This is a genomic window from Marinobacterium profundum (assembly GCF_001528745.1).
GTDB classification, from domain to species: domain Bacteria; phylum Pseudomonadota; class Gammaproteobacteria; order Pseudomonadales; family Balneatricaceae; genus Marinobacterium_A; species Marinobacterium_A profundum.
Genome location: NZ_BCNS01000102.1, coordinates 19,736 through 45,172 on the forward strand (window position 1 = coordinate 19,736; position 25,437 = coordinate 45,172).

Here is a 25,437-nt window from a genome sequence, read left to right on the forward strand (position 1 = left end):
CCGTTATTTCAAAGGTGTTTCACGCCCATTTCAAAGCAGGGCTATCAGGCGCGTTCAGCGACCGCAGCTGAGCTTTCACGATTGTAGATGGTTTCATCCAGTTCGTTTTCGCTCTTGCCCACCAGCACCGACACCATCATGTCACCGCAGACGTTTACCGTAGTACGTGCCATATCCAGAATACGGTCGATACCGGCAATGATCGCCAGACCTTCCATCGGCAGACCTACGGTCGTCAGCACCAGCGACAGCATAATCAGGCCTGCGCCCGGCACACCGGCGGTGCCGATGGATGCCAGGGTGGAAGTCATGATGATCAGCAGGTAGTCCGAGAACGCCAGGTCAACACCAAAGGCCTGGGCGATAAAGAGTGCACAGACACCCTGATACAACGCCGTGCCATCCATATTGATAGTCGCACCCAACGGCAGCACGAAGCTGGAAATGCCCTTGGAGACACCCATTTCTTCACGCGCGGCCTTGATGGTTGCAGGCAGGGTACCGGAGCTGCTGGTGGTGGTGAAAGCCACCGCCGCCGGGTTTACCAGACCTTTGAGGTAGCGCATTGGGTTCAGGCGGCCCACCAGGCTGATCATGCCGGAGTAGAACACCACAACGTGGATAACAGAACCGATATAAACCACGGCGATCACCTTGACCAGCGGTAGCAGGATCTCAAGACCGTACTTGCCCGCCACCCAGGCCATAAGTCCAAAGACACCGTAAGGCGCGAGCTTCATCACCAGTTCGGTCAGTTTGTACATGCCCTCTGCCAGGCTTTCAAACAGCTCTACTGCAGGTTTCGCCTTTTCACCACTGAGATTGAGCGCTATACCCAGGCCCAGAGCGAAGACGATGATTTGCAGAATATTGCCCGCGGCCAGCGCACTCACCGGGTTGGTTGGAATCATGGCAAGCAGGGTCTGCACCAGGGTCGGCGCATCCTTGGCGGCATCGGCCGTACTCGAGGCAACCATATTGATGCCTTCACCGGGTGCAAAGAGCGCACCCAGGCCCAGACCGATACTGATAGCCACCGCCGTTGTGCCCATATAGAGCAGCAGCGACTTCAGGCCGATTCGCCCGAGCTTGCGGGTATCCTGCATGGAGGTAACACCTACCACCAGGGAACAGAACACCAGGGGTACGATCAGCATCTTGATGGCGTTGATAAACAGGGTGCCGATGGGTTTCAGAATCTCGGCATCGGGGCCAAGAAACACACCCGTCAGCATCCCCAGGGCCATACCGATAAGGATCTTCTTCCACAGTGCCAGTGAGCTCCAGAAGCCCTGACGGCTCTGTTCGATGGTTGCCTGTTGCATGTGTAACTCCGTTGTTATTGGGTGTTGTTGTAATTCGCTCGTTAAGCAATCTTTGCCGCGTTAGCAGCCAGACGGCGACGCTGCGGACGGATCATGTTGGCGGGCTTGAGCACTTCATTGAGCTCTTCTTCGCTCATCAGCTCTTCTTCGCGAATCAGTTCCAGTACGCCGCGGCCTGTTTCCAGCGCGTTCTTGGCGATACGGGTGGAATTCTCGTAACCGATGTAGGGCACTACGGCGGTAATAACGCCGATACTCATGTCGACCAGCTCCTGGCAACGATCGCGGTTGGCGGTAATGCCGCGCACGCAACGATTGCGGAACATGTCCATGGCCTGGGTCAGCATGCGGATCGACTCCAGCACGTTGTAGGCAATCAGCGGCTCCATGGCATTGAGCTGCAGCTGACCGGCTTCGGCGGCCATGGTGATGGCGATATCGTTGCCGATCACCTGATAGGCGACCTGGTTGACCGCTTCCGGGATCACCGGGTTGATCTTGCCAGGCATGATGGAGCTACCGGGCTGCTGTGCCGGCAGGTTGATTTCGTTCAGGCCACAACGCGGCCCCATGCTCAGCATGCGCAGGTCATTGGCAATCTTGGACAGCTTGACGGCCAGGCGCTTGAGCATGCCGGAGAAGAGCACGAAGGCGCCCATGTCGGAGCTTGCTTCCACCAGGTCAGTGGCGCGCTTGAACTCAAAACCGCTGAGCTGGGACAGATGCCCCACCGCCAGGCGTGCATATTCAGGATCGGTATTGATACCGGTGCCAATGGCGGTGCCGCCCAGGTTTACTTCCTTGAGCAGTTCAGACAAACCATCGATAAGCTTGATATCTTCGCCCAGGGTGCTGGCAAAAGACTGGAATTCCTGGCCCAGAGTCATTGGGACCGCGTCCTGCAGCTGGGTACGGCCCATCTTGATGATGTCGGCAAACTCTTCACCCTTGGCGGCGAAACTGTCCCGCAGGGATGCCAGGGCTTTTACCAGATCGCTGTGTTTCAACAGAATGGACAGACGCACCGCTGTGGGATAGGCATCGTTAGTGGACTGCGACATGTTAACGTCGTTGTTGGGGTGCAGGTGGGCGTATTCACCACGCTGATATCCCATGGACTCAAGACCGATGTTTGCCATGACTTCGTTGGCGTTCATGTTGGTCGAGGTACCGGCGCCGCCCTGAATCATGTCGATGATGAACTGATCGTGGTGCTGGCCCGCCAGCAGCGCCTTGCCGGCAGCAAGGATGGCATCGGTCTTGGTGTCGTCCAGCAATTCGAGCTGGTTGTTGGTCTTGGCACAGGCCATCTTCACCAGCGCAAGCGCCTTGATCAGCTGGGGAAAAAGACTGAGCTTGATGCCGCTAAGATCGAAGTTTTCCTGGGCACGCTGAGTCTGAATGCCATAGTAGGCTTTCTGTGGGACCCAGGCTTCACCAAGCAGATCCTTTTCCCGCCGCCGATTGTTCAACTGTTGCGCCGCTTCATGCTGGGCCATCGCGTTCATCTCATGCTGTTTGTTGTTGTACCGGCCAGGTGCCCACCTGAAAGCAGGCGGGCGAGCTATGGCGCGATCTCTGACATACATAAAGCAAAGACAATGCCAGAATGCTAACTAAGACCTAAGCGACTGTTATTGAAGAACTAATAGCTTGGTGGCGGCTAGGACGCAGGCATTCGAGGGGTATAACGAAAGGCATAGGAAAAGCCAATAAATGGCAGTTATCTTTTGTTTATCAATACGTTAAGGCGCTATTCCAAGGTTATAGCTATAACCCTGGTTATAGGGGTTGCGGGAGGCGTGGCACGCAGGACTTTGAAAAAGCTTGGGAGAGGCTGAAAACCGGACTGAAAGAGGCGCTAAAAGAGAGGTTCAGAGCGAGCCTCATCAAGGCTCACTCAGGCTGGGATTTTTTCAGCCGCTTGCTGAGTGCAGGCTGGGAAATCCCCAGCAGGCGTGAGGCCAGGGACTGATTGCCCTGGGCCCGTTGCATGGCTTCAGCCACCAGCAGGTCTGCGACTTCCTGCAGCGAGGGCAAGGGCTGATCCGGTGCAAACAGCGACCGCGTGCTGGACTCATGCTCGGGTTCCGGCACAGCAGCGCCCTGCCCGACCGCGCGCCTGAACACCTCCATCGACAGCACCCCGCCACGGTGTTGGCTCAAGGCGTCATAACAGAGTGCACGCAACTCCCGTACATTGCCGGGAAAGCCGTAGTTCTGCAGCAAGATCGGCAGTTCCCGCGGAAAGGTCGGTTTGCTACGCCCCAGCTCCTCTGCGGCCTGGGCCAGAAAATATTCCAGCAGCAGGCCTATGTCGTCACGGCGCTGGCGCAGTGCCGGCAGCTCAACCTGATGGGTGCGCAAACGGTAATAAAGGTCCTTGCGAAAAGCACCAACGCGCTGTTTCTGCTCCAGGTTGTGATGGGTTGCCACCAGCACCCGGGCGCGCATGCGCTTGGGGCGGTCACTGCCCAGCGGGTAATACTCCCCTTCCTGCAGCAGGCGCAGCAGTTTGACCTGGGACGCCAGGCTGAGGTCACCAATCTCATCCAGAAACAGGGTGCCGCTGCCGGCCTGCTCGATCATGCCGGCCCGCGCCTTGTCGGCGCCGGTGAAGGCACCACGGTGATGGCCGAACAGGGTATCAGCAAAGATGTTGTCATCCAGCCCCGCCACGTTCACGCTCACTAAAGGTCCGTTGCGGCCACTGAGCGCATGCACGGCATGGGCAATGGCTTCCTTGCCGGTACCGCTTTCACCACTGATCAGCACCGGCTGGCTGCTGGCTGACACGGCTTCAAGATACTGAAACACCGAGCGCATGCCCTTGTCCCTAGTAATAATGCCCTCGAACACCTCCGGGCGCTCCAGCGTATCGCTGAGAAAACGCCGGCGCATTTCCTGGTTTTCCAGCCGCATCTCCTGCATCCGTATCGCCTTGCGGATACCTTCAATCAGCCGATCTTCTTCGGTGGTCTTGATGAAATAGTCGTAGGCGCCCTGGCGAATGCAGCTGACCGCGGTTTCCAGCTGATTCAAACCGCTGATGATAATGACGCCGACATCGGGATGTTCCTCAACGATGCGCTGCAACAGCGCCTCACCGGACATATGCGGCATGGTCAGATCCAGCAACACCAGCCCTATAGACTCACGGGCAATGATGCCCAGCGCCTCGCGGCTATCCTCACAGCGGAAGATATGGCTTATGCCGCCACGGCGCTCCAGCGCGATACTGAGACTGCGCAGAAAAGGCGCTTCATCATCGACCAGCAGGACACCGAAGGAAGGATACAGATTCTGACTCATGTCGATTTTGGTTCCTGATTGACGGGCAGTGACAGCACCGCGCGGGTGCCGGCCCCTGGCGCCGAGTAGTATTCCAGAATGCCGCCATGTTCCTGCACGATACTGGTGGAGACCGAAAGACCCAGCCCCATACCGCCCTGCTCCCGTTTGGTAGTAAAAAACGGATCACTCAGGCGCGAAAGATTTTCCGGCGCTATGCCGTGGCCCTGATCTTCAACTTCAAGTCGCAACATCATGCTGGCAGCGTCGTAGCGGGTTTCGACCCTGATGGCATTTTCCGCAGATTCGAGCGCCTGACAGGCGTTCACGATCAGGTTGATCACCACCTGTTCGATTTTCTGGCCGTGGCCCCTGAACGCGGGCAGCTCGTCGGCATAGCTGATCTCAAAATGATCCGTCGCCTTGCGAATGCTGTTGTCCACCAGCCGAATGGCCGTGGCGACAACTTCGTTGAGGTCGACCGACTCACTCAGCTCAACCGGCCCCTGGCGGGCGAAATCACGCAGATCATCAACGATACGGCGGATACGCTGGGCGCCGGTGAGCATATCACCCAGCATCAGCGGCACCTCGTCACGCATGCGGGAATAGGAGAGTCCGCCGAGGTCAAAGTCACCCTGTTCCTGGTAATGGGCTTCCAGAATATCCTCGCAATCGCGGTACACGTCCTGCAATACGGACAGATTGAGCAGCAGCAGACCACAGGGGTTGTTGATCTCGTGGGCCACGCCCGAAACCAGTATCCCGAGGGAGGTCATTTTGTCGGCCTGAATCAGCTTCTGCTGTTGCAGCTGCAGCTCCTGAGTCCGGCGCAACACCTGTCGGGTCAGCATGCGGTTCCAGATAACGATAGCGCCAAGCACCAGCAACAGCACCAGTGACATCAGCCCCGCCGCCTGACCGATCTTCTTCCATGGCACGCCGCCACCCTGTAGCGGACCAAACCACTTGTCGTACAACGCCTGCTGACGCCCGGTATTCTTTAGAATCGCCAGGCCTTCGCTAAATTGCGCCAGTAGCTCTTCGTTACCCTTGAGAACACTGTACCCATAACGCTGCGGGGCAAAGGGTTTGCCAACGGGCACTATATTGGAAAGCTCAAGTTCCCGGCCCAGATAAAGCCCCGGCAGGTTTGCCACCAGGGCATAGTCATGCTTGCCCGAGGCCAGAAGGCGCAGTGCATCGGCGTGGGTGTCCGCCAATATCAGCGTGGCGCCGACATCGTCGTTCAGCATCTTGTCGTGCAGAATGCCACGATCCTGCACTATCACTTCCTTGCCCCGCAGCTGCGACAAATCGCCGATTTCGGGGTCGCCCTTGCGGGCGAATATCGACTGATGAACGATGGCATGGGGCGGCGAGAATACATAACCTTCGGCACGGTCCTGGGAATAGGAAATGCCCTGCAGAGCATCCACCTCGCCATCTTCCAGCCGCTGGCGCATCTCGGCCCAGCCCCCCAGCTGAATCTCGACATCCATGCCCATGACTTCGGCGATGGCCCGGGTCAGGTCGGTATTGTAGCCATCCGGCTGGCCATCACTGTTTATAAACTCATAGGGCGGGTAGTTGTGATCGCCCGCAACTATGATCAGATCCCGGGAGCTTTCGCCCTGGGGCAGACCTCTGGCATGGATCTGGATACTGACAAACAGTGTGATGCCAATCGCCATTAGCCACCACCGAGCAAAGCGATGCCCCTCAACAATTCTGGCTGTACCGTCCACCATTATTGGGGGCCACCATAGCGGCGCTCAAGTACCTGCCACAGAGTTTCAGCTTCCAGACTCAGCGTTCGGCTGCAACGGTAGAGGCACACCCTCAAGGGACGCTGCCAGGTCTTGGCTCCGCATACCACCAGAAAGCCCTGACGCAGTTCATCACGAATGGCAAAAGTCGGCACCCAGGCCACACCCAGGCCCTGCAGCGCCATTACCTTGAGACTGTCCGCCAGCGACGACTCAAAGGTCTGGCGCAATGCCACCGGATGGGGCGGTTTTGCCAGCAAGGCATCCACACAGCGCCCCAGATAGATGCCAGAGGGATACGCTAGATAAGGCAGGGTCTTAGCGTCGAGGGCATCGAGATCAAACAGGGGCCGGCCTTCTTCGTCGGCACGACAGATGGGCACCAGCTGTTCGGTTTGCAGTTCCAGCTTGCGAAAAGCTTCCGAATCCAGGGTTGGGTCTTCAAACGCCAGCAGAAAATCACAGATACCATTTTTCAGCGCCTGAACGCTGTCATCCACATTGGCCACCAACTGGCGCGTGCGGGTGTCTTCAAGTGCATCCTGCAATGACTGGATAAAAGCCGGGAAGAACGAAAGCGACAGCGTATGGGACACAGCCACATCGATAACCCGGGTGCCCTTTTTACGCAGTGATCTTAGATGGGCAACACTGTCCTGCAGCTGGACCACCAGATTTCTCGCGGTGATGCGAAACAACTGACCTTCGTCGGTCAGCTGTACCGGCACGCTGCTTCTATCGATAAGCTGACAGCCCAGGGCGAACTCCAGCGCCTTGATCCGGCGGCTGAATGCCGGCTGGGTCAGGTGACGTTCTTCAGCCGAGCGGGAAAAGCTCTGAGTGACGGCAAGCGACAGAAAGTCTTCCAGCCATTTGGTTTCAATATTCACCTATCAAAAATCCTCGCTTACAGCCAGCACCGCAGGCCAGGGACTCAAAAGATCGCCGATTTGTGGCTGCGATTGCGCCCATTATACCTGCATGCCAAGCCCGTAACCCCACTCGGCAAAGCCCTATGCCAACATCACCTACCCCATACCGGGCAGGTATATAGCCAATATCCTGTTGATTAGCAAACGGAATAAACCCGTCCATGCAAAACCTGCATGGGGCCTGCCGATCCGGCATTGGTCGCGCGCGCCCCTGCTGCGATAGCTTTCTCACTGTCACCTCAGGAGAAACACATGAACACTACGATCGGTATTCTCGGCGGTATGGGCCCCCTGGCCACGGTCGATTTCGTCAAAAAAATCATCGATCAAACAGCAGCATCGCGGGATCAGGATCACCTGCCCCTGCTGATACACAGTGTGCCTCAGATACCGGACCGCACCGCCTGCCTGATGGACAACCGCGAATCACCATTGGCCGCCCTTACCCAGGGGCTTAACACCCTGGTAGCCGGTGGCGCCGGTTGTATCGCCATTCCCTGTAATACTGCGCACTACTGGCACCCGGCCCTGGCCGAGGCCAGCCCCGTGCCGATACTGCACATTGCCCGCGCCTGTGCCGAACAGCTGTCGGCACAAGGCGTGACTCGCGTAGGGCTGATGGCGACGGATGGCACTCTGAAAGCGGGGTTCTATACACAGGAACTGGCGCATTATGGCATTGATCTCATCGAACATGCTGCCATGCTGCAACAGCGCATAATGGAAGGCATTTACTGCGTAAAATCTGGCGCGCTGGAACAGGGGGCGATAATACTGGAAGACTGTCTGCAAAGAATGCTGGCATCGGGGGTCGAGCGGGTGATTTTGGGCTGCACCGAAATCCCCCTGGCGCTGGATTCAATCAATTCGAGCTTGAGCCGACATGGCATTGATGCGACTGGCGTCCTGGCAAAAGCCTGCGTCGACTGGTATCAGATCAATCACCAGACCCAGGACGTTGCAGCCTAAACATCACCAAGGCTGCGAAGAATTAGCGTACCCGGCGCAGGGTTTCGGAGGGCAACTCGCCAAACTGTTTGCGGTAATCCGACGAAAAGCGCCCCAGGTGGCTGAAGCCGTAATCCAGCGCTATCTCGGTCACATTGCGGGCGTTAACCCCTTGCTTCAGGTCCGCGTGAAGGTTTTGCAGTTTCATCTGTTTGATAAACAGCTTGGGCGTGATGCCGACATCCCGGGCGAAGATGTTATAGAGGCTGCGCACACTGACATTACACAGAACCGCCAGCTCTTCCACCGTGACATCTTCGCGAATCCGCTCTTGCAGATAGCGACGAATCAACTGCAAGGCCCCCTCGGAGCCAGCAATACTGCGATACTGCAACAGGTTGCAGGGAAACACCGACAAAAGCTTGTTGGCCAGCAGGTCAGCATAGGCACCGGATGCGCGGGCCATATCCACCTCGCTTTCAGACGCTTCCTCATAGACCGCCTCCACCAGGCGCATAAAGGCGATGGACGCGTCCAGATCCATGACCTTACGCTGAAAGCGCAGACCATCCTTGGGCAATGCCCGGCCACTCTCGACACAGACCGACTTTATGATGGATTCGGGTATTTTGACGATCAGTTTCTGGCAGTCTGCAGAATAGGTCAGGTCGCTTTTTTCATGGGGGTTCATCATCAGCGCCTGGCCGGCAGACAGCGACAGGCGGTCTTCATCGAAATTCCAGGTACAGCTGCCACTGGTGACCACCTGGAGATGATAGACCTCTTCCAGATCCGGAGAATGAACCCGTACCTCACCACCGTACGATATATGCGACAGCCCCAGGCGGGCAAAGCTGGCGTAGCGCAGCGATGAGCGCATCTTACCGGAACCCAGTGTCGTCAGCCGGTGCTGCCCTATATGCGCATTGACGTAATCCGACACATCCTCCGGGCACACATCCTTGCGCACGACACTGTTGGCAAGTACGTGATTCAGCATCCGCAGCACCTTTTGTCATTATTGTAATAGCGTTTATTATATGTGAACATGCCATCGGTCTCAATCCGTCATTCCGAACAATTGAGCCACTCTATTGCGAGTGAATTCCAGGCTGTACCTGTATTAAAGGCCTTTGCAGACTTTTCGCAGGGAGAAGAGTTGCCAAGAGGCGCCCCTGTTTTGCTTTGAGCAGGAGAAGTGTCACGAAACGCAACGAGGCGGCCCTTGGGGGAGAGCCACTTCAGCACAGCCACACTTATCGGATAACCACTCTGTTACCCCAAGCGCAGGGCTTGTCACGCATTTTTGCAAGTGCATCCAGAACGGGCATCGCCGCGCATGTAGCGCGGTCCGCCCGTCGGTGGTCAAGCCAGTAAACCTATCAGGTTTTGCGGTGCCAGAAGCCTATACCGAAGATTCCCAGTACCAGCAAGGCCAATGTTCCAGGTTCCGGCACCGCCACAATTTGCGCGGCTGGGACTGAGGCTGGGGCGGGATCCAGAAGCTGGGTATAGGTGGCATAAACAAAATTGTCAGCGGTATACTTCTCCGGACCACCACCTTGGGTGCCTGCCGACAGAACCAGTTGTGTAAACCCGACATCCGAAATAAACCCAAAAAATCCCCCTGCATGGGCAGAGGGAATCTGCAAAGGTATCTGGACACCTCCTGCATTCATCTGGATGCCGCGCCCTGCGCCCTTATACCTCAAATCCCAGTTTGCCCCGAAGGCGAAGATCTCGAAGTCAAAAGTAATGGTCGTACTGCCGCCCGGAGCAAGCCGGTCGGTTAGCTGGCCCAGAGTATCAAAACCGTTATGGAGCGTGCCGGCAATGGAAATACTGAAGTCCTCCAGAACACCGCCAGCAAAGTCTTCTTCCATGAAGACGCCTGCCTGGGTCTCCCAGTCGGCACGTAATTTGCCGCTTCCGATGCCATCGAACACGCTGATAATCCCGGCCTGTGTTGCACTGCTAACGCCACCGATGGCGAGTGCGAGGCTGACAACCAGAACTTGCTTGGGTACTTTCACAATTTCTCTCCTGTTCGCTTGTCATCAGGTGGCTATGACCTGAACCTGATCAGATCAATTACATTCAAGCTACCCACCTGTTCAGGCTGCATTTCTAGCGGCCGCTCCACCAACACCCCACATCACGTCTGCGGAGGAGACACTACGATCTCCGGTGGAATTTCCTGGTTTCACTCATGAGCCTGTCAAACGAGCCCGCGTTTGCAGATGCACAAGGCACCACCACAAACAGGACAGAAAAAGCATCCTCCATTCAAATATCGAAATTTGGTCAACCAAGATATGAGCATAGCAAAACATAAACAATTACTAGTATTTGTTTGTTTTTAAAACAGTTGTTTAAAATTATTGTACGACCTGACTAGCAGATTTTTGAAAAATTGCCAGCGTTGTGAGGAGTATGCTGGACTCCAGTTGCTCGGGTACGACGCTCGACAGACAGTGCCGCTGAGATTGTCCAGCTTGCCTTTTGTAGAGCCGAGATCGGCGATTGCCGCTACTACCTCTTCGACGCCCTTCGAGACGGTACTTCATGTTGGAATATTCAGCTAATACCCAAACCAGATGCAAAACCGGCATCAGGGGCTAGGCCCCTGATGCCGGTGCCGAATTCTGGCGCCTGTGCTCAGATCCGTTTGAACAGGGCCGAGCGCTCCGGACCCGCTGCGCCATCGGCTGCGGTGACGAAACGCTCCATGTGAATATCCCGCTCGAACAGGCGCCCCTGCATCAGAGTGCTGATGGCGGCATCGATCATCGGCGGCGGACCACAAAGATAGGCCTTGTGACCGTTGAAACGGTTATCGAAATGCTGCATTGCCGCTTCATGCACATAACCGCTAAAGCCCTGCCAGCTATCCTCGGGTTCGGGGGCGCTTAGCACCGGTATGTAGTGAAAGTGGGCATGCTCCTTTGCCAGGGTATCGAACAGTTCCCGGTTATAGAGTTCGGCCAGGTTACGTGCACCCTGGAACAGGTAGATCTGGCGCTGATCGCCCTGGGCCAGCAGGTCCAGAATCATGGATTGCGGGCTCGAGAGACCCGAGCCGCCGGCCAGAAAGATCGCGTCCTGGCTATCCGAAGTTCGTACGAAGAACTGCCCGAAGGGGCCGCTGAGCGCCAGGCTGTCGCCAGGCTGCATCTGCTCGTGCAGCCAGGCGGTGCCAGCGCCGCCTTCCACCCGTCGCACATGCAGCTCGATGGTTTCGTTATCGCCCGGTGGATTGGCGATGGAGAAGGCACGGGTGCCCTCCACCCCTGGAATATTGAGGTTAATGTACTGACCGGCCTGGAAGGCCATAGGCCTATCCAACTTAAGTTGAATGCCCTTGATGGTTGGCGACAGATCACGGATCTCGGCGACGGAGGCTTCGAAATCTTGCACTGGGTGGCCGGCGAAATCTGGATCCACATCGATATCGGCTTCGATCACCATATCGGATTCGGGGCGCGCGCAGCACACCAGTATCTTGCCCTCGTCCCGCTCCATGTCCATCAGTGCAAAGGCTGAGGCCTCGCCTATATCGGCATCGCCTTCCAGTACCTGCACCTTGCAGGTGGCGCAGGTGCCATGACCACAGGCAAAGGGTAGCCAGACGCCCTGGCGCAGGGCGGCATCAAGGATGGTCTGCCCTTCTTCGACCTCGATCAGATCGCCGGTTGGTTCCACTGTAATCTGGTAGCTCATGATCGCCTTCCTCAGACAGCCGCGGACATAAAGCCCGCCAGCTCAGGGGTCTGAAAACGCAGCAGGGACTTGTGGTCTATACCCTGCGCCTGCAGAGACACGTCGAGTTGCGGTACAAAGGCTTTGCCATCGAGCAGCCAGCCGGCGCTATCCCAGTTGATCTGGGTCCACTCAGGGTGGGGGCTGAAGACCGATGCCATCACCTGGTCTCGCAGCTGACCAAAGGGGATGTCCGGTGACACCGCAAGGGTAAAAGGCGCACAGAACAGCAACTGATGATCCCAGCCGACATAGACCAGCTGATTGCCATTAAAATTTTCGAGGCGATCTTTCACCTCGCCGCTATAACCCGGTTTCAACGTTTTAAGGGACATAGTCATACCTCCGCACGCCGGATTCAGCCCGGCGCACCTTGTCAGTCGTTATTGTTAGCTGCTTGTCGAGGCGGGGTTCAGGCAACGCCCTTCCAGCTATTCCAGCGCTGCTCGTCCGGTGAGCCCTTCATATCCAGGTTGTCGGCGCCGACATTCATGCGGTAATAGTCGCGCAGCACATCCTCAAGCCCTGGCCCGCCGCAATTGCCCTGCAGGATTTGATGCACCGGCAGCCAGGACTGAACATATTTCTCGGGTTCGGCCACGAAGATGTCGTGACAGCCATCGGAGCAGAAGTGGTAGCGTTCGTCCTTGTAGACGGTGTCGCGATAGGCCAGCTGGGTCGGATTGTCCATTTCAGTAAACATCAGCGGAATCTGGCAGCAGTTGCACAGCTGCGGCAGGCCCTTGGTGTAAAAGCGCTTGCCCTGGGCCTCCATCTTTTTGGCCATCTCCCAGCGCGGTCGGTAATACTTGTCGAAGGTGTCAGGGTACTTCTCGCTCAGCCAGTCCAGCTCCTCATCGGACGGGATCCAGGTGTGGAAGGCGGTCGCATCGCCGTAGCTGTAGAACAGCCACCAGGCCTGATGCGAAACGTGTTCCTTCTCTTTCTCAATGGTCTCGGCATATTTGGGTGCACGAATACCGTAGCGAGCCAGATCCTTGAACAGGGCACCGCCGGCCTCTTCGAAATACACTTCCCAGGCCTCTTTCCAGCTCATGACCTTGTTGGGCAGCATGTAGTCCATCATCATCGATACCAGCGTGAGCAGACGAGTACCGCGCCAGAACCATTTGTCGATCCACTCCTGCACGATGGGGACGTTGTCTTCGTGCTGCTCCAGCAGGAACTTGATGACTTCCAGCCCCAGGGTCATGTGCCTTGCCTCATCGGACTGCGCCGAAAAACCGAAGGTCACTGTCGCCATGTCACCGTTATAGGCCGCGCCCGACATAAAGGGCACGAACAGCAGGTTGGTCAGCACGTATTCGAAGCTGAAGCTGATGGCCACCAGGAACTCGAACGGGCCTGCGCTGCGGGCATCATCGAAGAAGGATTTGGGCACCGACAGGTACCAGACACGGTCATGCATATGCGACCAGTCCTGGAAACCGTCAAAGAACTTGTTGTAGTGGCTCATGGCATGAACCTGGGTCTGCACATGGCGCAATTCGTCTATGGACTGCATCTGGCAGGCGATGCGGGCACCAACGCCACCGAACTGACGCCCGGTATGGGCAAAGCCCTGGTGCGCCTGATACTCCAGCGGCGAAACGCCGGTCAGGAACAGCTTGAGTGCATTGGCATAACGCGGATCCGAAATATTGGTATGGCCGTTGTTCTGCGCGACGGCGTCAAAAATGGCATAGAGCTTTTTCTCTTTTTCCGCCTGGTACTTCCAGTAGGTATCCATGGTGAGGCGAAACGGATCTTCCCATTTCGACCAGTCGGTAATCTTGATACCCTCGAATTCCTCGAACGGAAAAGCCTGCTTGCGATCTTCATAGGAAAATTCCCAGTCCAGATCCCGCGTCAGCAGTCGGTATTTGTCTTTGGTATTGAGTTTTTTAGCAGCCATGTCGGATACCTCTTTTCTTATTAAGTGCGGTTATGCATTCCAGCTCAGGCTGAGTCGATCATCGTCTTCATCGACGTTGCCGCCGAGGGTGATCAGGTTCAGGTGCAGTTCCTGTATGTCCCAGTCCCGGCCGAGTTTGTCCTCTACGGTTTCGCGCCTAACCACCAGCTGGCCCTCGCATTCGATGCGGATCATGGCCGGCATGTAATTGACGGTGACCTCGGGGTTGTCGTCCTCGATGGCTTCAACGATGTAGCGGGACTGATCGTTGTCCTGCAGCGCGATATAGACCTTTGACATCAGAGGTTTCCTCCTGCGATACCGGCTTTGACCAGGCGCTTGTCCAGCGCGGCCAGTGATTCGGCCAGGGCGTCATCGCCCAGCATTTCCTGTGCTATGGGGGCCAGAGCCTCGGCGGCCTTGCCACGCCAGCGTTCGACCCACTGGCCCAGCAGAGCCTTGTTGGCGTCGGACTCTGCGGCAGCGATTTTCAGCACAGCATCGACCCAGCGGGTGTGCTCCTTGCACCACTCCTGCATGAACTCGGTCAGCATCGCCACGTCCTGGCCGCCGTTGGCGGCCAGCCAGGTATCGAACTGGGTGTAGACCAGGTCACTGACCAGGCTGTCGATGACCAGATCCTGAGCCACAAACAACTCGAACCAGTCCTCTGTCACCAGGGTTTCCTCGCACAACGCCCGCATCCCCTGCCAGAGCGGAGCCTGCAACCACAGCTGTTTTGCCTCCACCAGCGCATCACCACTGTTGCCGTCCAGAATCAGGCCAATACGTGAGAAGTATTGGGCGATGCCCAGCCGATCCATGGCGTCGTACAGCAGTGCCTGGGTAATAGCGGTGCCGTAACCGTAAGCCGTGCCGTACATGTTGTTCAGGTTGGCGGTATGTTCGACATGGCGTAGCGGCACCAGCAGGCGGATCAGGCTGGCGCGCAGTTCATCGCTGAGCAGCGCCGCCAGGTTGCGCTTTTCGAAGAAGGCATAGTTGTTCTCGGCGTGCTCCTGCATGCGGGCGCGCTGGCCAACATAGGCACCGTAGTAATACTGGCGCGGATCTTTAAAGGCATACCAGTCCTGCATCTCAATGGCGGTACGCCCCTTGTCGTTGAGTTCGAACTCGGGCTGCCACAGCGGGCGGTAATGGTAGTTGGTTTCGGCCTGCAGGTCGTAGGTGGCCTCCTGATAGCGGGTCGCGGGCTTGTCGCCAAAGCGGCGTTCGATATTCGCAAAGGTATTGCGCACCGGCTCCAGCGTGGACGTCTTGATTTCAACGCTCATGTTAATTTCCCAACTCTGAGTTGTTGTTATTGGCGGATCGATTCTGGTTCTGTGCCATCAGGGTGCCTTCGCCGTAGCGCCATTTTTCCATCTGGGCATCCACCTCGGCGGTCTGCGCGGCCGTCATGGCAACGGCACCCTGAGTCCGGCAAAAGCGTTCGAAGGCGGTGACGGGCATCACCAGTTCCACGAACAGGGTCGGATCGCCGATGGCAAAGTCGAACTCGACAAAACGGTCACCGGGCTGACTGCGCACCCGGACGTATTTCGTCATTCGGTTGAAGGTATCGGGACGCATCCCGACAGGTTCTTGAGAAGGCAATCTGCTCATCGCGTTTGTTCTCGTTGTCGCTGATGAAGGTTCAACAGGACGAGAGCAACCCGCGTGCCAGTTACTCAACAGGAGCAAAAAAAATGTCACAGACTAATATTAACTACCTGTTTTAAATCATTTTTATTTACAACCCAGCGCATTCATATGCTGTATTTGGCACAAGACAACCAACCCGGCTCCGCCGTAAAAAGTGAGCAATTGATCAAGCAACTCAGGGGAAAGTGACCATTTGATAAAGTTCAGGCGGTAGAAAAGCGACAGGCACCAGGGCGCCCAACGGCGCCTTAAGACGGCATCCCTTCCAATTCAGGCGAAAATCATTCAACAATAAAAAGAGATTTCATTTTCAGCGCCGGTATATAACAACAATGCCTACTCAGACCGATCTGCAGCTCCCTGCAAACGAAGACCTGCTGTCCCAAATACGCTTTGAAACCGAACGCGGCAAAATCTGGTTCAACGAGCAGCGCATGCTGCTGATTCATTCCGCCGTCATGGGCCAGTTGCGCAAGGAGCTGGTCGAAACCATGGGCGTCGAGCGAACACGGGGCTTCCTGATGCGTTTTGGCTACCACTCGGGCTGGAAGGACGCAGAGCTGGTCGCCAAGGTGCGACCGGATCTGTCAAAAAAAGAGGCCTTTTTCGTTGGCCCCCAGCTGCATGGCATTAAGGGGATGGTTAATGTGCAGCCCATTGGCCTGGAGTTCGATATAGAAGCCGGCACATTCTACGGAGAGTTTGACTGGTTCGACTCCTATGAAGCCGAAGTACACCGGCATGACTTCGGCCTAGCCGAGGACCCGATCTGCTGGACCCTGATCGGATATGCCAGCGGATTTACGACCTTTTACATGGGCCGGACCATTATCTACAAGGAGCAGGAATGCGCCGGCTGCGGGGCCGATCACTGCCGCATTATTGGCAAGCCAGTGGAAGAATGGGAGGACCGTGCCGAACTCGAACGCCTGCTCCTGCCAGACCCCATCGCCGACGAGCTGTTTGCCCTGCGCCATGAACTCAGCGAGCTGCGGGACAATGCGCGCTACTCCCCCCAGGACACGGACCTGCTTATTAACTCAGTGGGGCGCTCCAGCGCCTTTATGAACGTTTGCCAGTTGATTCGACGCGCCTCCAGCAGCCGCGTTACTGTGCTGTTGCAGGGGGAAACGGGCGTTGGCAAGGAAGTCGTGGCCAAAGGACTGCACCTGAGCTCGGATCGCGCCGACAAGCCCTTTATAGCCGTAAACTGTGCCTGCATACCGCCGGATCTGATTGAGGCCGAGCTGTTCGGCGTGGAGAAAGGCGCCTATACAGGCGCGACCCAGTCCCGCGAAGGCAAATTCGAGCGGGCCGACAAGGGCACACTCTTTCTAGATGAGGTGATCGAACTGTCACCCAGAGCCCAGGCGACGCTACTGCGGGTACTGCAGGAAGGCGAACTGGAGCGCGTCGGCGACAGCCACACCCGCAAGATCGATGTTCGCGTCGTCGCGGCCACCAACGAGGATCTGGAGACAGCGGTCAAAAATGGTACCTTTCGCGCCGACCTCTTCTATCGCCTGAATGTTTTTCCAGTGCGTATCCCGCCGCTGCGTGAACGTACCGAAGACATTACGCTGCTGATCGAGCATTTCCTCGAGAAGTATCACAGCCTCTACAACAAGCGCACCCTGGGTGTTTCGGATATGGCGCTGCAGGCCCTGCTGCAGTACAAGTGGCCCGGCAATATCCGCGAACTGGAAAACATGATCGAGCGCGGCATTATCCTCAGCGACAACAACCATACAATTGATATCGAAGCCCTGTTCCCGTCGCTATCTGAACCCAGCCACCCGCTGAACACCATTAACCGGGCGGGCCAGATCAACATGCAAAGTACGACGGACGCTGGAGCGGGAGTCGGCGCTGCCTTGCAGGCCCTGTGTGACCAGGCCATCAAGGATGACGTCAGTCTGGAACAGGTCGAAACCCGCATGATTCAGACCGCCATGGCCAAAACGGACAATAATGTCGCCCGGGCCGCCCGCCTGCTGGGCATGACGCGACCGCAGCTGGCCTACAAACTGAAAAAGCACTGAGCTTCCTGAGCTACGCAATGAAAAGAAGCTGGACAGGACCGGCAGCGCTGCCCTAACTCCGCTACTCAAGCCACTGAACAAGGGTATTCCCCTAAGGCTTTGGGTACACTGGGGTTCAAGCACCGACTGCGATCCATTGTTCCGATAGAAACCGCCATGACCCTGACCGCCGCCCAGTACGAAAAACTGCTCGCAGAGCTCGATGAATCCCGTCGCGAGGCACAGCGTTATCGGCTCCTGGCAGAACAGTCCACCGATATGATTTCCCGCCACACACCCAGTTCAGAGTGGACCTATGTCGATGTCAGCCCAGCCGTCGAGCGCCTGCTGGGCTACAAAACCAGCGAGATAATCGGCACACCCGGCTACGATCTGTTCCACCCGGATGACGCCGACAATCTGATAAAACGGGCCGAGTCGGTCAGCTATCGCAGTGGCCTTTACACCAACGTTTACCGTTATCGCCACAAGCAAGGTCACTATGTGTGGCTCGAAACCACCAGCCGCACCATTCGCGATGACGGTGGCGAGCCAATCGAAATTATCTGTGTTTCCCGCGATGTCACCCAGCGCGAACAGGCTCAACGCGCCACCCGCCGCCTGGCCCGGGTGGTGGAATCCAGCTCCGACCTGATCATGTTTTGCAGCCCCGACACGCTGCAACTGACCTACCTGAACGAGGCGGCCTCCAGCACCCTTGGCAGCGGCCCGGACGGCACCATCGCACTCAATCTGCGTGACCTCGTCGATGCCCAGAGTTACAGCACCCTGCTGCTGGCAGGCCTCGATCACGCCGCCCAGCACGGTTGCTGGTATGGCAGCATTGCGCTGCAGCTGCCCGCTGGCAAGGATTCACGCATCGCCGAAGTGCGCGAAATCATCGCCCACCGCAATCATGTTGAAAATCGCCGGGTGGAGTACTACTCCATCATTGGCCGCGATATTACCCTCAAGCGCAGGGCCGAGGACGCCGCCCGGCGCCAGCAGCTGGAGCTGGCGCATATGTCGCGGCTACTGTCGGTCGGGGAAATGGCCACGGGACTGGCCCATGAAATCAACCAGCCGCTGGCCGCCATTCTGAACTACTGTCGCGGCACCCTGCGCCGAGCAGAAGATGGCAAGGACCTTAGCCTTGACCAGGCACTGCAGGCCATGCAGCTGATCGGCGGCCAGGCCAAGCGTGCCGCCGAGATCATCAAGCGCATTCGCAGTTATGTAAAACGCACCGAGTACCAACGTATCGAATTTTCGATCAACGACAGCTGCCAGGATGTCGCCGGCTTTCTGCGCCAGGAAGCCAGCGATAATCGCATTGATTTCATTTTCGATCTCGCCACCGAGGACCCAAGCCTTACCGCCGACCGTATTCAGATCGAGCAGGTGCTGCTCAACCTGATACGCAACGCCATTGAGGCGTACAGCGATTGTGAGCAGGCTCTGAGAACGGTTACCATTAGCAGCCGTTGCGACCAGGGCCATATAGAGGTGGCGATCACCGACTGCGCCAAGGGCGTGAGTGCCGAGGCGCTGAGCCAGCTGTTCGATGCTTTTTTTACGTCCAAGTCCAGCGGGCTTGGCATGGGGCTGGCCATATCCAGAACCATTATTGAAAGCCATGGTGGCCAGTTGTGGGCCCAGAGCGACGGCCACAGCGGTACTGTGTTCAAGTTCAGCCTGCCCGTCAGCCGGCATCAGGATCAATGGCCCTGAACCCATGGTTATTGATCCATAGGCAACACACAACGGCACGCCCTACTTTAACTATTCGACTATTCAGGATGAGCTATGAAGACTCCACCGGACGGGACGGTTTTTATCGTCGATGACGACGATGATTTCCGCGCCTCCATGCAGTGGCTGCTTGAGTCAGACGGCCTTAGCGTTACCAGTTTCAATTCTGCCCAGGCTTTTCTGGATGGCTACGACGGCAGCCCCGGCTGCATGCTGCTGGATGTGCGCATGCCGGACATCAACGGCCTGGCGCTGCAACAGATGCTGCCGGATAAAGGTATTGAGCTACCCATCATTGTGCTCAGTGGCCACGGCGATATTCCCATGGCGGTAACCGCTATCAAAAATGGCGCCATGGATTTTCTGGAGAAACCCTTCGACGACGCCCTGCTGCTGCACCGGGTGGGCCTGGGCCTGCGTCAGGCCTGCGAGCAGCAGCAGCAAAAGCAGCAACAGGCACAGATCCGCAACCGCTACGACGGCCTGAGCCGACGGGAGAAAGAAGTGATGGCGCTGGTTGTCACTGGCCGCGCCAACCGCGAAATCGCCGAGGATTTAGGCATAAGCCCGAAAACGGTGGAAGTTCACCGCGCCCGGGTGATGAGCAAAATGGAGGCTAGTAGCCTGCCGGTGCTGGTCACCCAGGCGGCGCAGCTAGACCCTTAAAACTAAGCCATTTACTTTTTTATAGCGGCTCAAGGCTCGTCACAAAGTCGGCGATCGCCGGCAAAGTGGCAGCCGGCGCCTCCAGATGCGGGATATGGCCGCAGTCACGGATCAGCAGAGGCTTAGCCCCCGTGCCTATGCCTGCACAGATATCGCTCACCTGCTCCGGCACACCATACTGATCCTCCTCCCCCTGCATGATCAACGCCGGGCAATAAATATCGCTGAGCCAGGGCCCCAGATTGAAAGTGCTATAGGCTGGCCGGGCCCAGGTTTCATGCCAGGCCCGGAACAGCAGATCGGTACGCTCACCGTGATAGCGAGCCAGCCGCACCGGCAGGTCGCTGTCAGGCTCCCGGTAACGCGCCACAGTCGTACTGATCCCGGCCAGAGTCAAATGGTCGATATAGATATGCGCCGCCATCGTCACCAGCCCGATCACCCGCTCCCCAAGTACCGCAGCGCCGACCAGCGCAATGGAGCCACCATCACTGTGGCCCACCAGAATCACCGGCCCCGTGATACCAGCGCTATCCAGTATCCGAGGCAACCAGTCACGGCCCTCCTGCTCCAGATAGTCGTCCGGGCGCGGTAACGTGATCGGGCTGGAGCTACCATAACCCCTGCGCTCGTAAACAAAGACATCAGCGCCTGTAAGCGCCATCAGCTGTTGCGGCACCTGTTTCCACATGGCGATACAGCCCAGGGCTTCGTGCAGCAGCACCAGGGTTGGCCGCTGCACGTTCGTATCGGCCTGGGAATCAATAAGTCGACCATGCAAGGCACCAATGCTGACACCCTGCTCCAGCGTCAGCTCAACGGTGTTCCATTCAGCGGTCATCATGGATAGTCCCCCATCCCTCAGTTATGTATCCAGACTCAGATCACTGTGGAATGGCATAGGTTAGAGTCGCATGAGCAACCGGGTCGGAGCCTTCTGTTGCAGCCGCTTTGCCTGAATACAGATAGACCTCACCCACCGCCAGCATTCTGCCCACCTTGAGCATACGGGCATCGGCGATCAGATCTGCATCAGCCAGAGGTTTGCGCAAAAAATTGATATTAAGATTGCTGGTAACCGCCAGCGCCACCGGACCAATACGGGTCAGAAGTGCCGCGTAAACGGCGACATCGGCCAGTGCCATCATGGCAGGCCCCGACACTGAGCCGCCGGGACGAAGGTGTTGTTCGGACACCGCCAGGCGCATCACCGCCGAACCGCGCCCCACCGACTCTAGCACGCCGTATTGATCTCCCTGGGGGAAATGCTCGGCAAGAAACTGATTCAACTGCTGCAAATCCAGAACGGGCATGGATGTATTCCTTGTTGGTTTGAGGTTGCGTACTAAGGCGGTTTCTAACCCGCTTCGCTCTCTTCCCGTGCCTGATTGCGCAGCACAAAGCGCTGGATTTTGCCGCTGGGTGTCTTGGGCAGTGCCTCGATAAACTCGATTTGACGGGGAAAGGCATGGGTAGACAGGCGCGAACGTACCAGTTGTTTGAGCTCGTCCGCCAGGGCTTCGCTGGCTTCAAAACTGGATTTGAGCACCACATAAGCCTTGATAATGGAGCCGCGCTTCAGATCCGGCTTGCCCACCACGCCACTCTCGGCCACTGCCCTGTGTTCAAGCAGCGTGCTCTCGACGTCAGCGGGGCCTACCCGGTAGCCTGCGGTGCTGATGATATCGTCATCCCGACCGGTAAAGGAATAACTTCCATCCCCATGGCTGATAACGACATCACCGGTGAGGTAATAGCGGCCGTGGAAGGGGTCTTTCTCACCCCAGGTATAACCCTGGAAAAAGAACAGTGGCGACTGGGAGGTATCCACCGCCAATTGACCAATCTCGCCTTCACCAATTTCGTTGCAGTCCGTATCCAGGGCCACTACGCGATGCCCTGGCATCGAGAAGCCCATGGAACCGACCCGCAGCTGATGCTCCAGCTTATGATGATTGCAGCAGGTCATGCCGGTTTCGGTCTGACCGTAGTGATCCATCACCGGGCAGCCCATGCGACGCTTGACCCAGCTGATCACCTCCGGATTCAGCGCCTCGCCGGCACTGCTGGCCAGGCGCAGACCCAGACCTTCTCCACGACCATCGTCATTGGCCATCAGTAGCCGATAAGCCGTGGGCGCCGCCGCCAGGTTGGTGATGCGGTACTTGCGCAGCATGTCGTAAGTGCTGTCGGCGGTAAAACCGTTCTCATTAAAATGGGTCGCATTACCCAGCAGCAGAGGCCCGACCACCGCATAGTACAGACCGTAGGCCCAGCCCGGATCCGCCACGTTCCAGTAACGATCCTGTGGCTCAAGCCCCACCGCATGACGCATATAAACATAAAACGACAGCAACGCCCGGGCTGGCACCGCGACACCCTTGGCCTTGCCGACGGTGCCTGAGGTAAACATCTGCAGGAAGGGATCATCGGCACCGATGCGTACCGGCTCAAAACTGTCAGATTGAGCGGCGAGCTCGGTGGCAAAATCTGCATCTGTGGCGTAGTCGGCAGCCGCTGCATCACGACCAAACAGCAGAATGGGCGGACAGGCTTTTACTGCATCGAGCTTGCTTCGATTGGCACTATCGGTGACCACCAGGCGGGTACCGGCTCGCTCCAGACGATACTCGATAGCACCGGAGCCAAAGGCAGTAAACAGCGGCTGATAGACGGCACCGGCCCGCAGCGTCCCCAGAATAACCACCAGCAATTCAGGCGTACGGGGCAGTAACCCGGCTACCCTATCACCCTTGCCAATGCCCTGGGCGCTGAGGTAATTGGCAAAGCGGGCCGCCTTTTCACGCAGTTCTGCAAAGCTGTGCTCGCTCGCGGGGCGCTGCGCACCTTCGTAGTACAGACCGATACGATCACCCTCGACCCAGCGGTCGCAGATCTCCTCGCAGACATTGAAACCTGTTGCCAGATCGCCGATCAGATTCTCTTCCACCTGTGCCGGCGTGAAGCCTTCGCTGAATGCTGCATACGCTTGACTGCTCATGGTGCCCTGCCTCGCTTATTAATGTTGTTAGGCCAGTTCATATCGAGCTCTGTAAGGAGTTCGCTCAAGAAATACAAATAAGGGAATACCCTTAGTAATACCATCATGTTGACGTGAACGTAAAGATTAAATTATTAAAATCTGCACCCGATCAGGCCTGAGTGCCGCACCCATACGTTTACGTATTTTTGAATTTTAAGGTACCCTGTGCCAGAGCGTATCCAAGGATTAGAAGATGAACGTTAAACTGAGTCGCGAGCAGTGGATCAACGAAGCCTTTACTGTACTGGCCGAGGGCGGCGTCGACAGTATCAAGATTGAAGGACTCGCCAAACGTCTGCGTGTCACCAAGGGCGGTTTCTACTGGCACTTTCGCAACCGCGACGAACTGCTGCAAAATATGCTGGAGCAGTGGCGCCTGCGCCGCATCGAGATTATTCACGAGCAGACCCGGGATGAAGAACACGCCGCCGATACGCTGAAGTACCTGATTCGCCTCTACACCGACAACACCAACCCCCGGGGTAACGCCATAGAACTGGCGGTGCGGGGCTGGGCTCGCATCAACGCCCAGGCGGCCAGTGCCGTGCAATCCGTGGATGAAGAGCGCCTGAAATGTGTCTCCGGCCTGTTTGAAAAGCTCAAACTGCCTGCGGAAGAAGCCTATTCCCGTGCCTATCTGTTCTATGCCTTTGTCTTCGGCCAAAGCCTGCTAAATGACCAGAGCTGCAGCCTGGATCCCAAAAAAATCAAGCAGCACTGCACCCGCTTCCTGATTGAAGACTGACGTCTGAAAAGGTGCGAGGTACGAGGTGCAAGGAAAAAAGGGGCTAGGGGCTAGTAAAAGCAGGTTCGAGGTGCGAGGTACGAGGGGGCAAGTAGCAAACGAGAGCCCACACTCCAGGCCCGCACTTCACCAGCACTGCATGCTCCGCTTTTGCTCCTGCTCGTGCTCCGCTTCTGCTCCTGTTTCTGCTCCTGCTTTTCCTCGCCCCTAGCCCCTAGCCCCTCGCACCTTTCTTTTTGCCTCGCACCTTTCTCTTAACCTCGCCCCTTACTCCTCAAAGTCCAGCATTGGTCTACGCTTGTAGTCAGGCGTCCAATTCAAACATACGCATCCGTATTGACATAACCACAAAGCGAACATACGATAGCGTATAGTTAATTTTTACGCGGATTTTCCCGTACCTAATATTTCCCGCAATGCGAGGGCTGGCAAAGATGATTTCTCAATACTCCGAGCTTAATTTTGGTCTGGGCGAAACACTGGACATGCTGCGCGAACAGATAAACGCCTTCGCGACCAAGGAAATCGCCCCGCTGGCCGAGGAAACCGATCGCAAGAACGAATTCCCCAACCAGCTGTGGCGCAAGTTTGGCGACATGGGTTTGCTGGGCATCACCGTGAAGGAAGAGTACGGCGGTGTCGATATGGGTTACCTGGCCCACGTCATTGCGATGGAAGAAATCAGCCGCGCCTCTGCATCTATCGGCCTGTCCTACGGCGCCCACTCCAACCTCTGCGTTAACCAGATTCACCGCAACGGCAGCGAGGAGCAGAAACAGCAGTACCTGCCAAAACTCATCAGCGGCGAACATATAGGCGCCCTGGCCATGTCTGAGCCCAATGCCGGCTCAGACGTGGTCTCCATGAAGCTCAGCGCCCGCGACAATGGCGATCACTACGTGCTTAACGGCAACAAGATGTGGATCACCAACGGCCCCGATGCCCATGTCTATGTGGTCTACGCCAAGACCGACCACGCCAAGGGCGCCCACGGCATCAGCGCCTTTATCATCGAACGTGACGCCCCCGGTTTCTCCCGTGCCCAGAAGCTCGACAAACTGGGCATGCGCGGCTCCAATACCTGCGAGCTGGTATTCCAGGACTGCATCGTGCCCAGGGAAAACATCCTTGGTCAGCTCAATGGCGGCGTTAAGGTGCTGATGAGCGGTCTGGATTACGAGCGCCTGGTGCTGTCCGGTGGCCCTCTGGGGATCATGCAGGCAGCCATGGACGTGGTGGTGCCCTATATCCGCGAGCGCACCCAGTTTGGCCAGGCCATAGGCGAGTTCCAGCTGGTACAGGGCAAGGTCGCTGACATGTACACCCTGATGAACGCCGCCAAGTCCTACGTCTATATGGTGGCCCTGGCTGCTCAACGCGGCGAAACCAGCCGCAAGGACGCCGCCGGCGCCATTCTGTACTCCGCCGAGAACGCCACCAAGCTGGCACTGGATGCCATCCAGCTGCTGGGCGGCAACGGCTATATCAACGAATTCTCCACCGGGCGCCTGCTGCGCGATGCCAAGCTGTACGAAATTGGCGCCGGCACCTCCGAAATCCGCCGCATGCTGATCGGCCGCGAACTGTTTCTTAACAAGTAAGCGAC

Annotated in this window: 22 protein-coding genes; 6 read left to right on the forward strand and 16 right to left on the reverse strand. The window is 57.1% G+C overall.

The window, feature by feature from the left end:
* Positions 1-44 precede the first annotated feature (44 nt).
* The 5 genes from MPRO_RS09685 to MPRO_RS09705 form a co-directional block, all read right to left on the reverse strand.
* Complete coding sequence (locus MPRO_RS09685; protein WP_067291080.1) at positions 45-1,325, reverse strand: dicarboxylate/amino acid:cation symporter; 1,281 nt, start codon at positions 1,323-1,325, stop codon at positions 45-47.
* Between the two features lie 41 nt (positions 1,326-1,366).
* Positions 1,367-2,824: an aspartate ammonia-lyase gene (locus MPRO_RS09690; protein WP_067291083.1), complete on the reverse strand. Its 1,458-nt coding sequence runs from the start codon at positions 2,822-2,824 to the stop codon at positions 1,367-1,369.
* A gap of 397 nt (positions 2,825-3,221) precedes the next feature.
* The gene (locus MPRO_RS09695; RefSeq protein WP_067291086.1) at positions 3,222-4,637 is read right to left on the reverse strand and encodes a sigma-54-dependent transcriptional regulator; all 1,416 of its coding nucleotides are present in this window, start codon (positions 4,635-4,637) and stop codon (positions 3,222-3,224) included.
* On the reverse strand, positions 4,634-6,310 hold the full coding sequence (locus tag MPRO_RS09700; RefSeq protein WP_067291090.1) for a transporter substrate-binding domain-containing protein: 1,677 nt from the start codon (positions 6,308-6,310) through the stop codon (positions 4,634-4,636). The genes MPRO_RS09695 and MPRO_RS09700 overlap by 4 nt, the downstream gene beginning before the upstream one ends.
* Before the next feature lie 56 nt (positions 6,311-6,366).
* The gene (locus MPRO_RS09705) at positions 6,367-7,275 is read right to left on the reverse strand and encodes a LysR substrate-binding domain-containing protein (RefSeq protein WP_067291093.1); all 909 of its coding nucleotides are present in this window, start codon (positions 7,273-7,275) and stop codon (positions 6,367-6,369) included.
* A 294-nt stretch (positions 7,276-7,569) separates the two neighbouring features.
* On the opposite strand from MPRO_RS09705, the gene cuyB reads away from it, so the two are divergent.
* The gene (gene cuyB, locus MPRO_RS09710; protein ID WP_082708616.1) at positions 7,570-8,286 is read left to right on the forward strand and encodes a cysteate racemase; all 717 of its coding nucleotides are present in this window, start codon (positions 7,570-7,572) and stop codon (positions 8,284-8,286) included.
* Positions 8,287-8,308: 22 nt separating this feature from the next.
* On the opposite strand, the gene MPRO_RS09715 is transcribed toward cuyB, so the two are convergent.
* From MPRO_RS09715 to MPRO_RS09750, 8 genes are all read right to left on the reverse strand, one after another.
* Positions 8,309-9,265 (reverse strand): AraC family transcriptional regulator, encoded by a 957-nt coding sequence (locus tag MPRO_RS09715; RefSeq protein WP_067291096.1) that lies wholly within the window; start codon positions 9,263-9,265, stop codon positions 8,309-8,311.
* A gap of 382 nt (positions 9,266-9,647) precedes the next feature.
* Positions 9,648-10,298, reverse strand: coding sequence for a PEP-CTERM sorting domain-containing protein (locus MPRO_RS09720; protein WP_067291099.1), 651 nt, complete (start codon positions 10,296-10,298; stop codon positions 9,648-9,650).
* A 625-nt stretch (positions 10,299-10,923) separates the two neighbouring features.
* Positions 10,924-11,985, reverse strand: coding sequence for an NADH:ubiquinone reductase (Na(+)-transporting) subunit F (locus MPRO_RS09725; protein WP_067291103.1), 1,062 nt, complete (start codon positions 11,983-11,985; stop codon positions 10,924-10,926).
* 11 nt (positions 11,986-11,996) lie between these two features.
* Positions 11,997-12,359 carry a phenol hydroxylase subunit P4 gene (locus MPRO_RS09730; RefSeq protein ID WP_067291106.1) on the reverse strand — a complete coding sequence of 121 codons (363 nt, stop codon included), beginning with the start codon at positions 12,357-12,359 and terminating at the stop codon, positions 11,997-11,999.
* 77 nt (positions 12,360-12,436) lie between these two features.
* On the reverse strand, positions 12,437-13,939 hold the full coding sequence (locus MPRO_RS09735; RefSeq protein WP_067291108.1) for an aromatic/alkene/methane monooxygenase hydroxylase/oxygenase subunit alpha: 1,503 nt from the start codon (positions 13,937-13,939) through the stop codon (positions 12,437-12,439).
* A 30-nt stretch (positions 13,940-13,969) separates the two neighbouring features.
* The gene (locus MPRO_RS09740; protein WP_216821279.1) at positions 13,970-14,239 is read right to left on the reverse strand and encodes an MmoB/DmpM family protein; all 270 of its coding nucleotides are present in this window, start codon (positions 14,237-14,239) and stop codon (positions 13,970-13,972) included.
* On the reverse strand, positions 14,239-15,234 hold the full coding sequence (locus MPRO_RS09745) for an aromatic/alkene monooxygenase hydroxylase subunit beta (RefSeq protein ID WP_067291117.1): 996 nt from the start codon (positions 15,232-15,234) through the stop codon (positions 14,239-14,241). Before MPRO_RS09745 ends, MPRO_RS09740 begins: the two co-directional genes overlap by 1 nt.
* A 1-nt stretch (position 15,235) precedes the next feature.
* On the reverse strand, positions 15,236-15,508 hold the full coding sequence (locus tag MPRO_RS09750) for a phenol hydroxylase subunit (protein ID WP_245635061.1): 273 nt from the start codon (positions 15,506-15,508) through the stop codon (positions 15,236-15,238).
* 428 nt (positions 15,509-15,936) lie between these two features.
* Between MPRO_RS09750 and MPRO_RS09755 the strand changes: the two genes are divergently transcribed.
* From MPRO_RS09755 to MPRO_RS09765, 3 genes are all read left to right on the forward strand, one after another.
* Positions 15,937-17,646, forward strand: a complete 1,710-nt coding sequence (locus MPRO_RS09755; protein ID WP_067291125.1) for a sigma-54-dependent Fis family transcriptional regulator — start codon at positions 15,937-15,939, stop codon at positions 17,644-17,646.
* 156 nt (positions 17,647-17,802) lie between these two features.
* Positions 17,803-19,356, forward strand: a complete 1,554-nt coding sequence (locus MPRO_RS09760) for a PAS domain-containing sensor histidine kinase (protein ID WP_067291128.1) — start codon at positions 17,803-17,805, stop codon at positions 19,354-19,356.
* Positions 19,357-19,431: 75 nt separating this feature from the next.
* Positions 19,432-20,043, forward strand: a complete 612-nt coding sequence (locus MPRO_RS09765; RefSeq protein WP_067291131.1) for a response regulator transcription factor — start codon at positions 19,432-19,434, stop codon at positions 20,041-20,043.
* A gap of 19 nt (positions 20,044-20,062) precedes the next feature.
* Here MPRO_RS09765 and MPRO_RS09770 read toward each other — a convergent pair whose 3' ends face one another.
* Genes MPRO_RS09770 through MPRO_RS09780 form a run of 3 tightly spaced genes read right to left on the reverse strand, consistent with a single transcriptional unit; the run spans position 20,063 to position 23,044 of the window.
* A complete protein-coding gene (locus tag MPRO_RS09770) occupies positions 20,063-20,887 on the reverse strand; it encodes an alpha/beta fold hydrolase (protein ID WP_245635062.1) in 825 nt (274 codons plus the stop codon).
* 40 nt (positions 20,888-20,927) lie between these two features.
* Positions 20,928-21,356: a PaaI family thioesterase gene (locus MPRO_RS09775; protein WP_067291138.1), complete on the reverse strand. Its 429-nt coding sequence runs from the start codon at positions 21,354-21,356 to the stop codon at positions 20,928-20,930.
* A 44-nt stretch (positions 21,357-21,400) separates the two neighbouring features.
* The gene (locus tag MPRO_RS09780; protein ID WP_067291140.1) at positions 21,401-23,044 is read right to left on the reverse strand and encodes an AMP-binding protein; all 1,644 of its coding nucleotides are present in this window, start codon (positions 23,042-23,044) and stop codon (positions 21,401-21,403) included.
* A gap of 235 nt (positions 23,045-23,279) precedes the next feature.
* Here MPRO_RS09780 and MPRO_RS09785 point away from each other — a divergent pair, with 235 nt between their 5' ends.
* Positions 23,280-23,831: a TetR/AcrR family transcriptional regulator gene (locus tag MPRO_RS09785; RefSeq protein ID WP_067291142.1), complete on the forward strand. Its 552-nt coding sequence runs from the start codon at positions 23,280-23,282 to the stop codon at positions 23,829-23,831.
* A gap of 434 nt (positions 23,832-24,265) precedes the next feature.
* Positions 24,266-25,432: an isovaleryl-CoA dehydrogenase gene (locus tag MPRO_RS09790; protein WP_067291144.1), complete on the forward strand. Its 1,167-nt coding sequence runs from the start codon at positions 24,266-24,268 to the stop codon at positions 25,430-25,432.
* Positions 25,433-25,437: the final 5 nt, after the last annotated feature.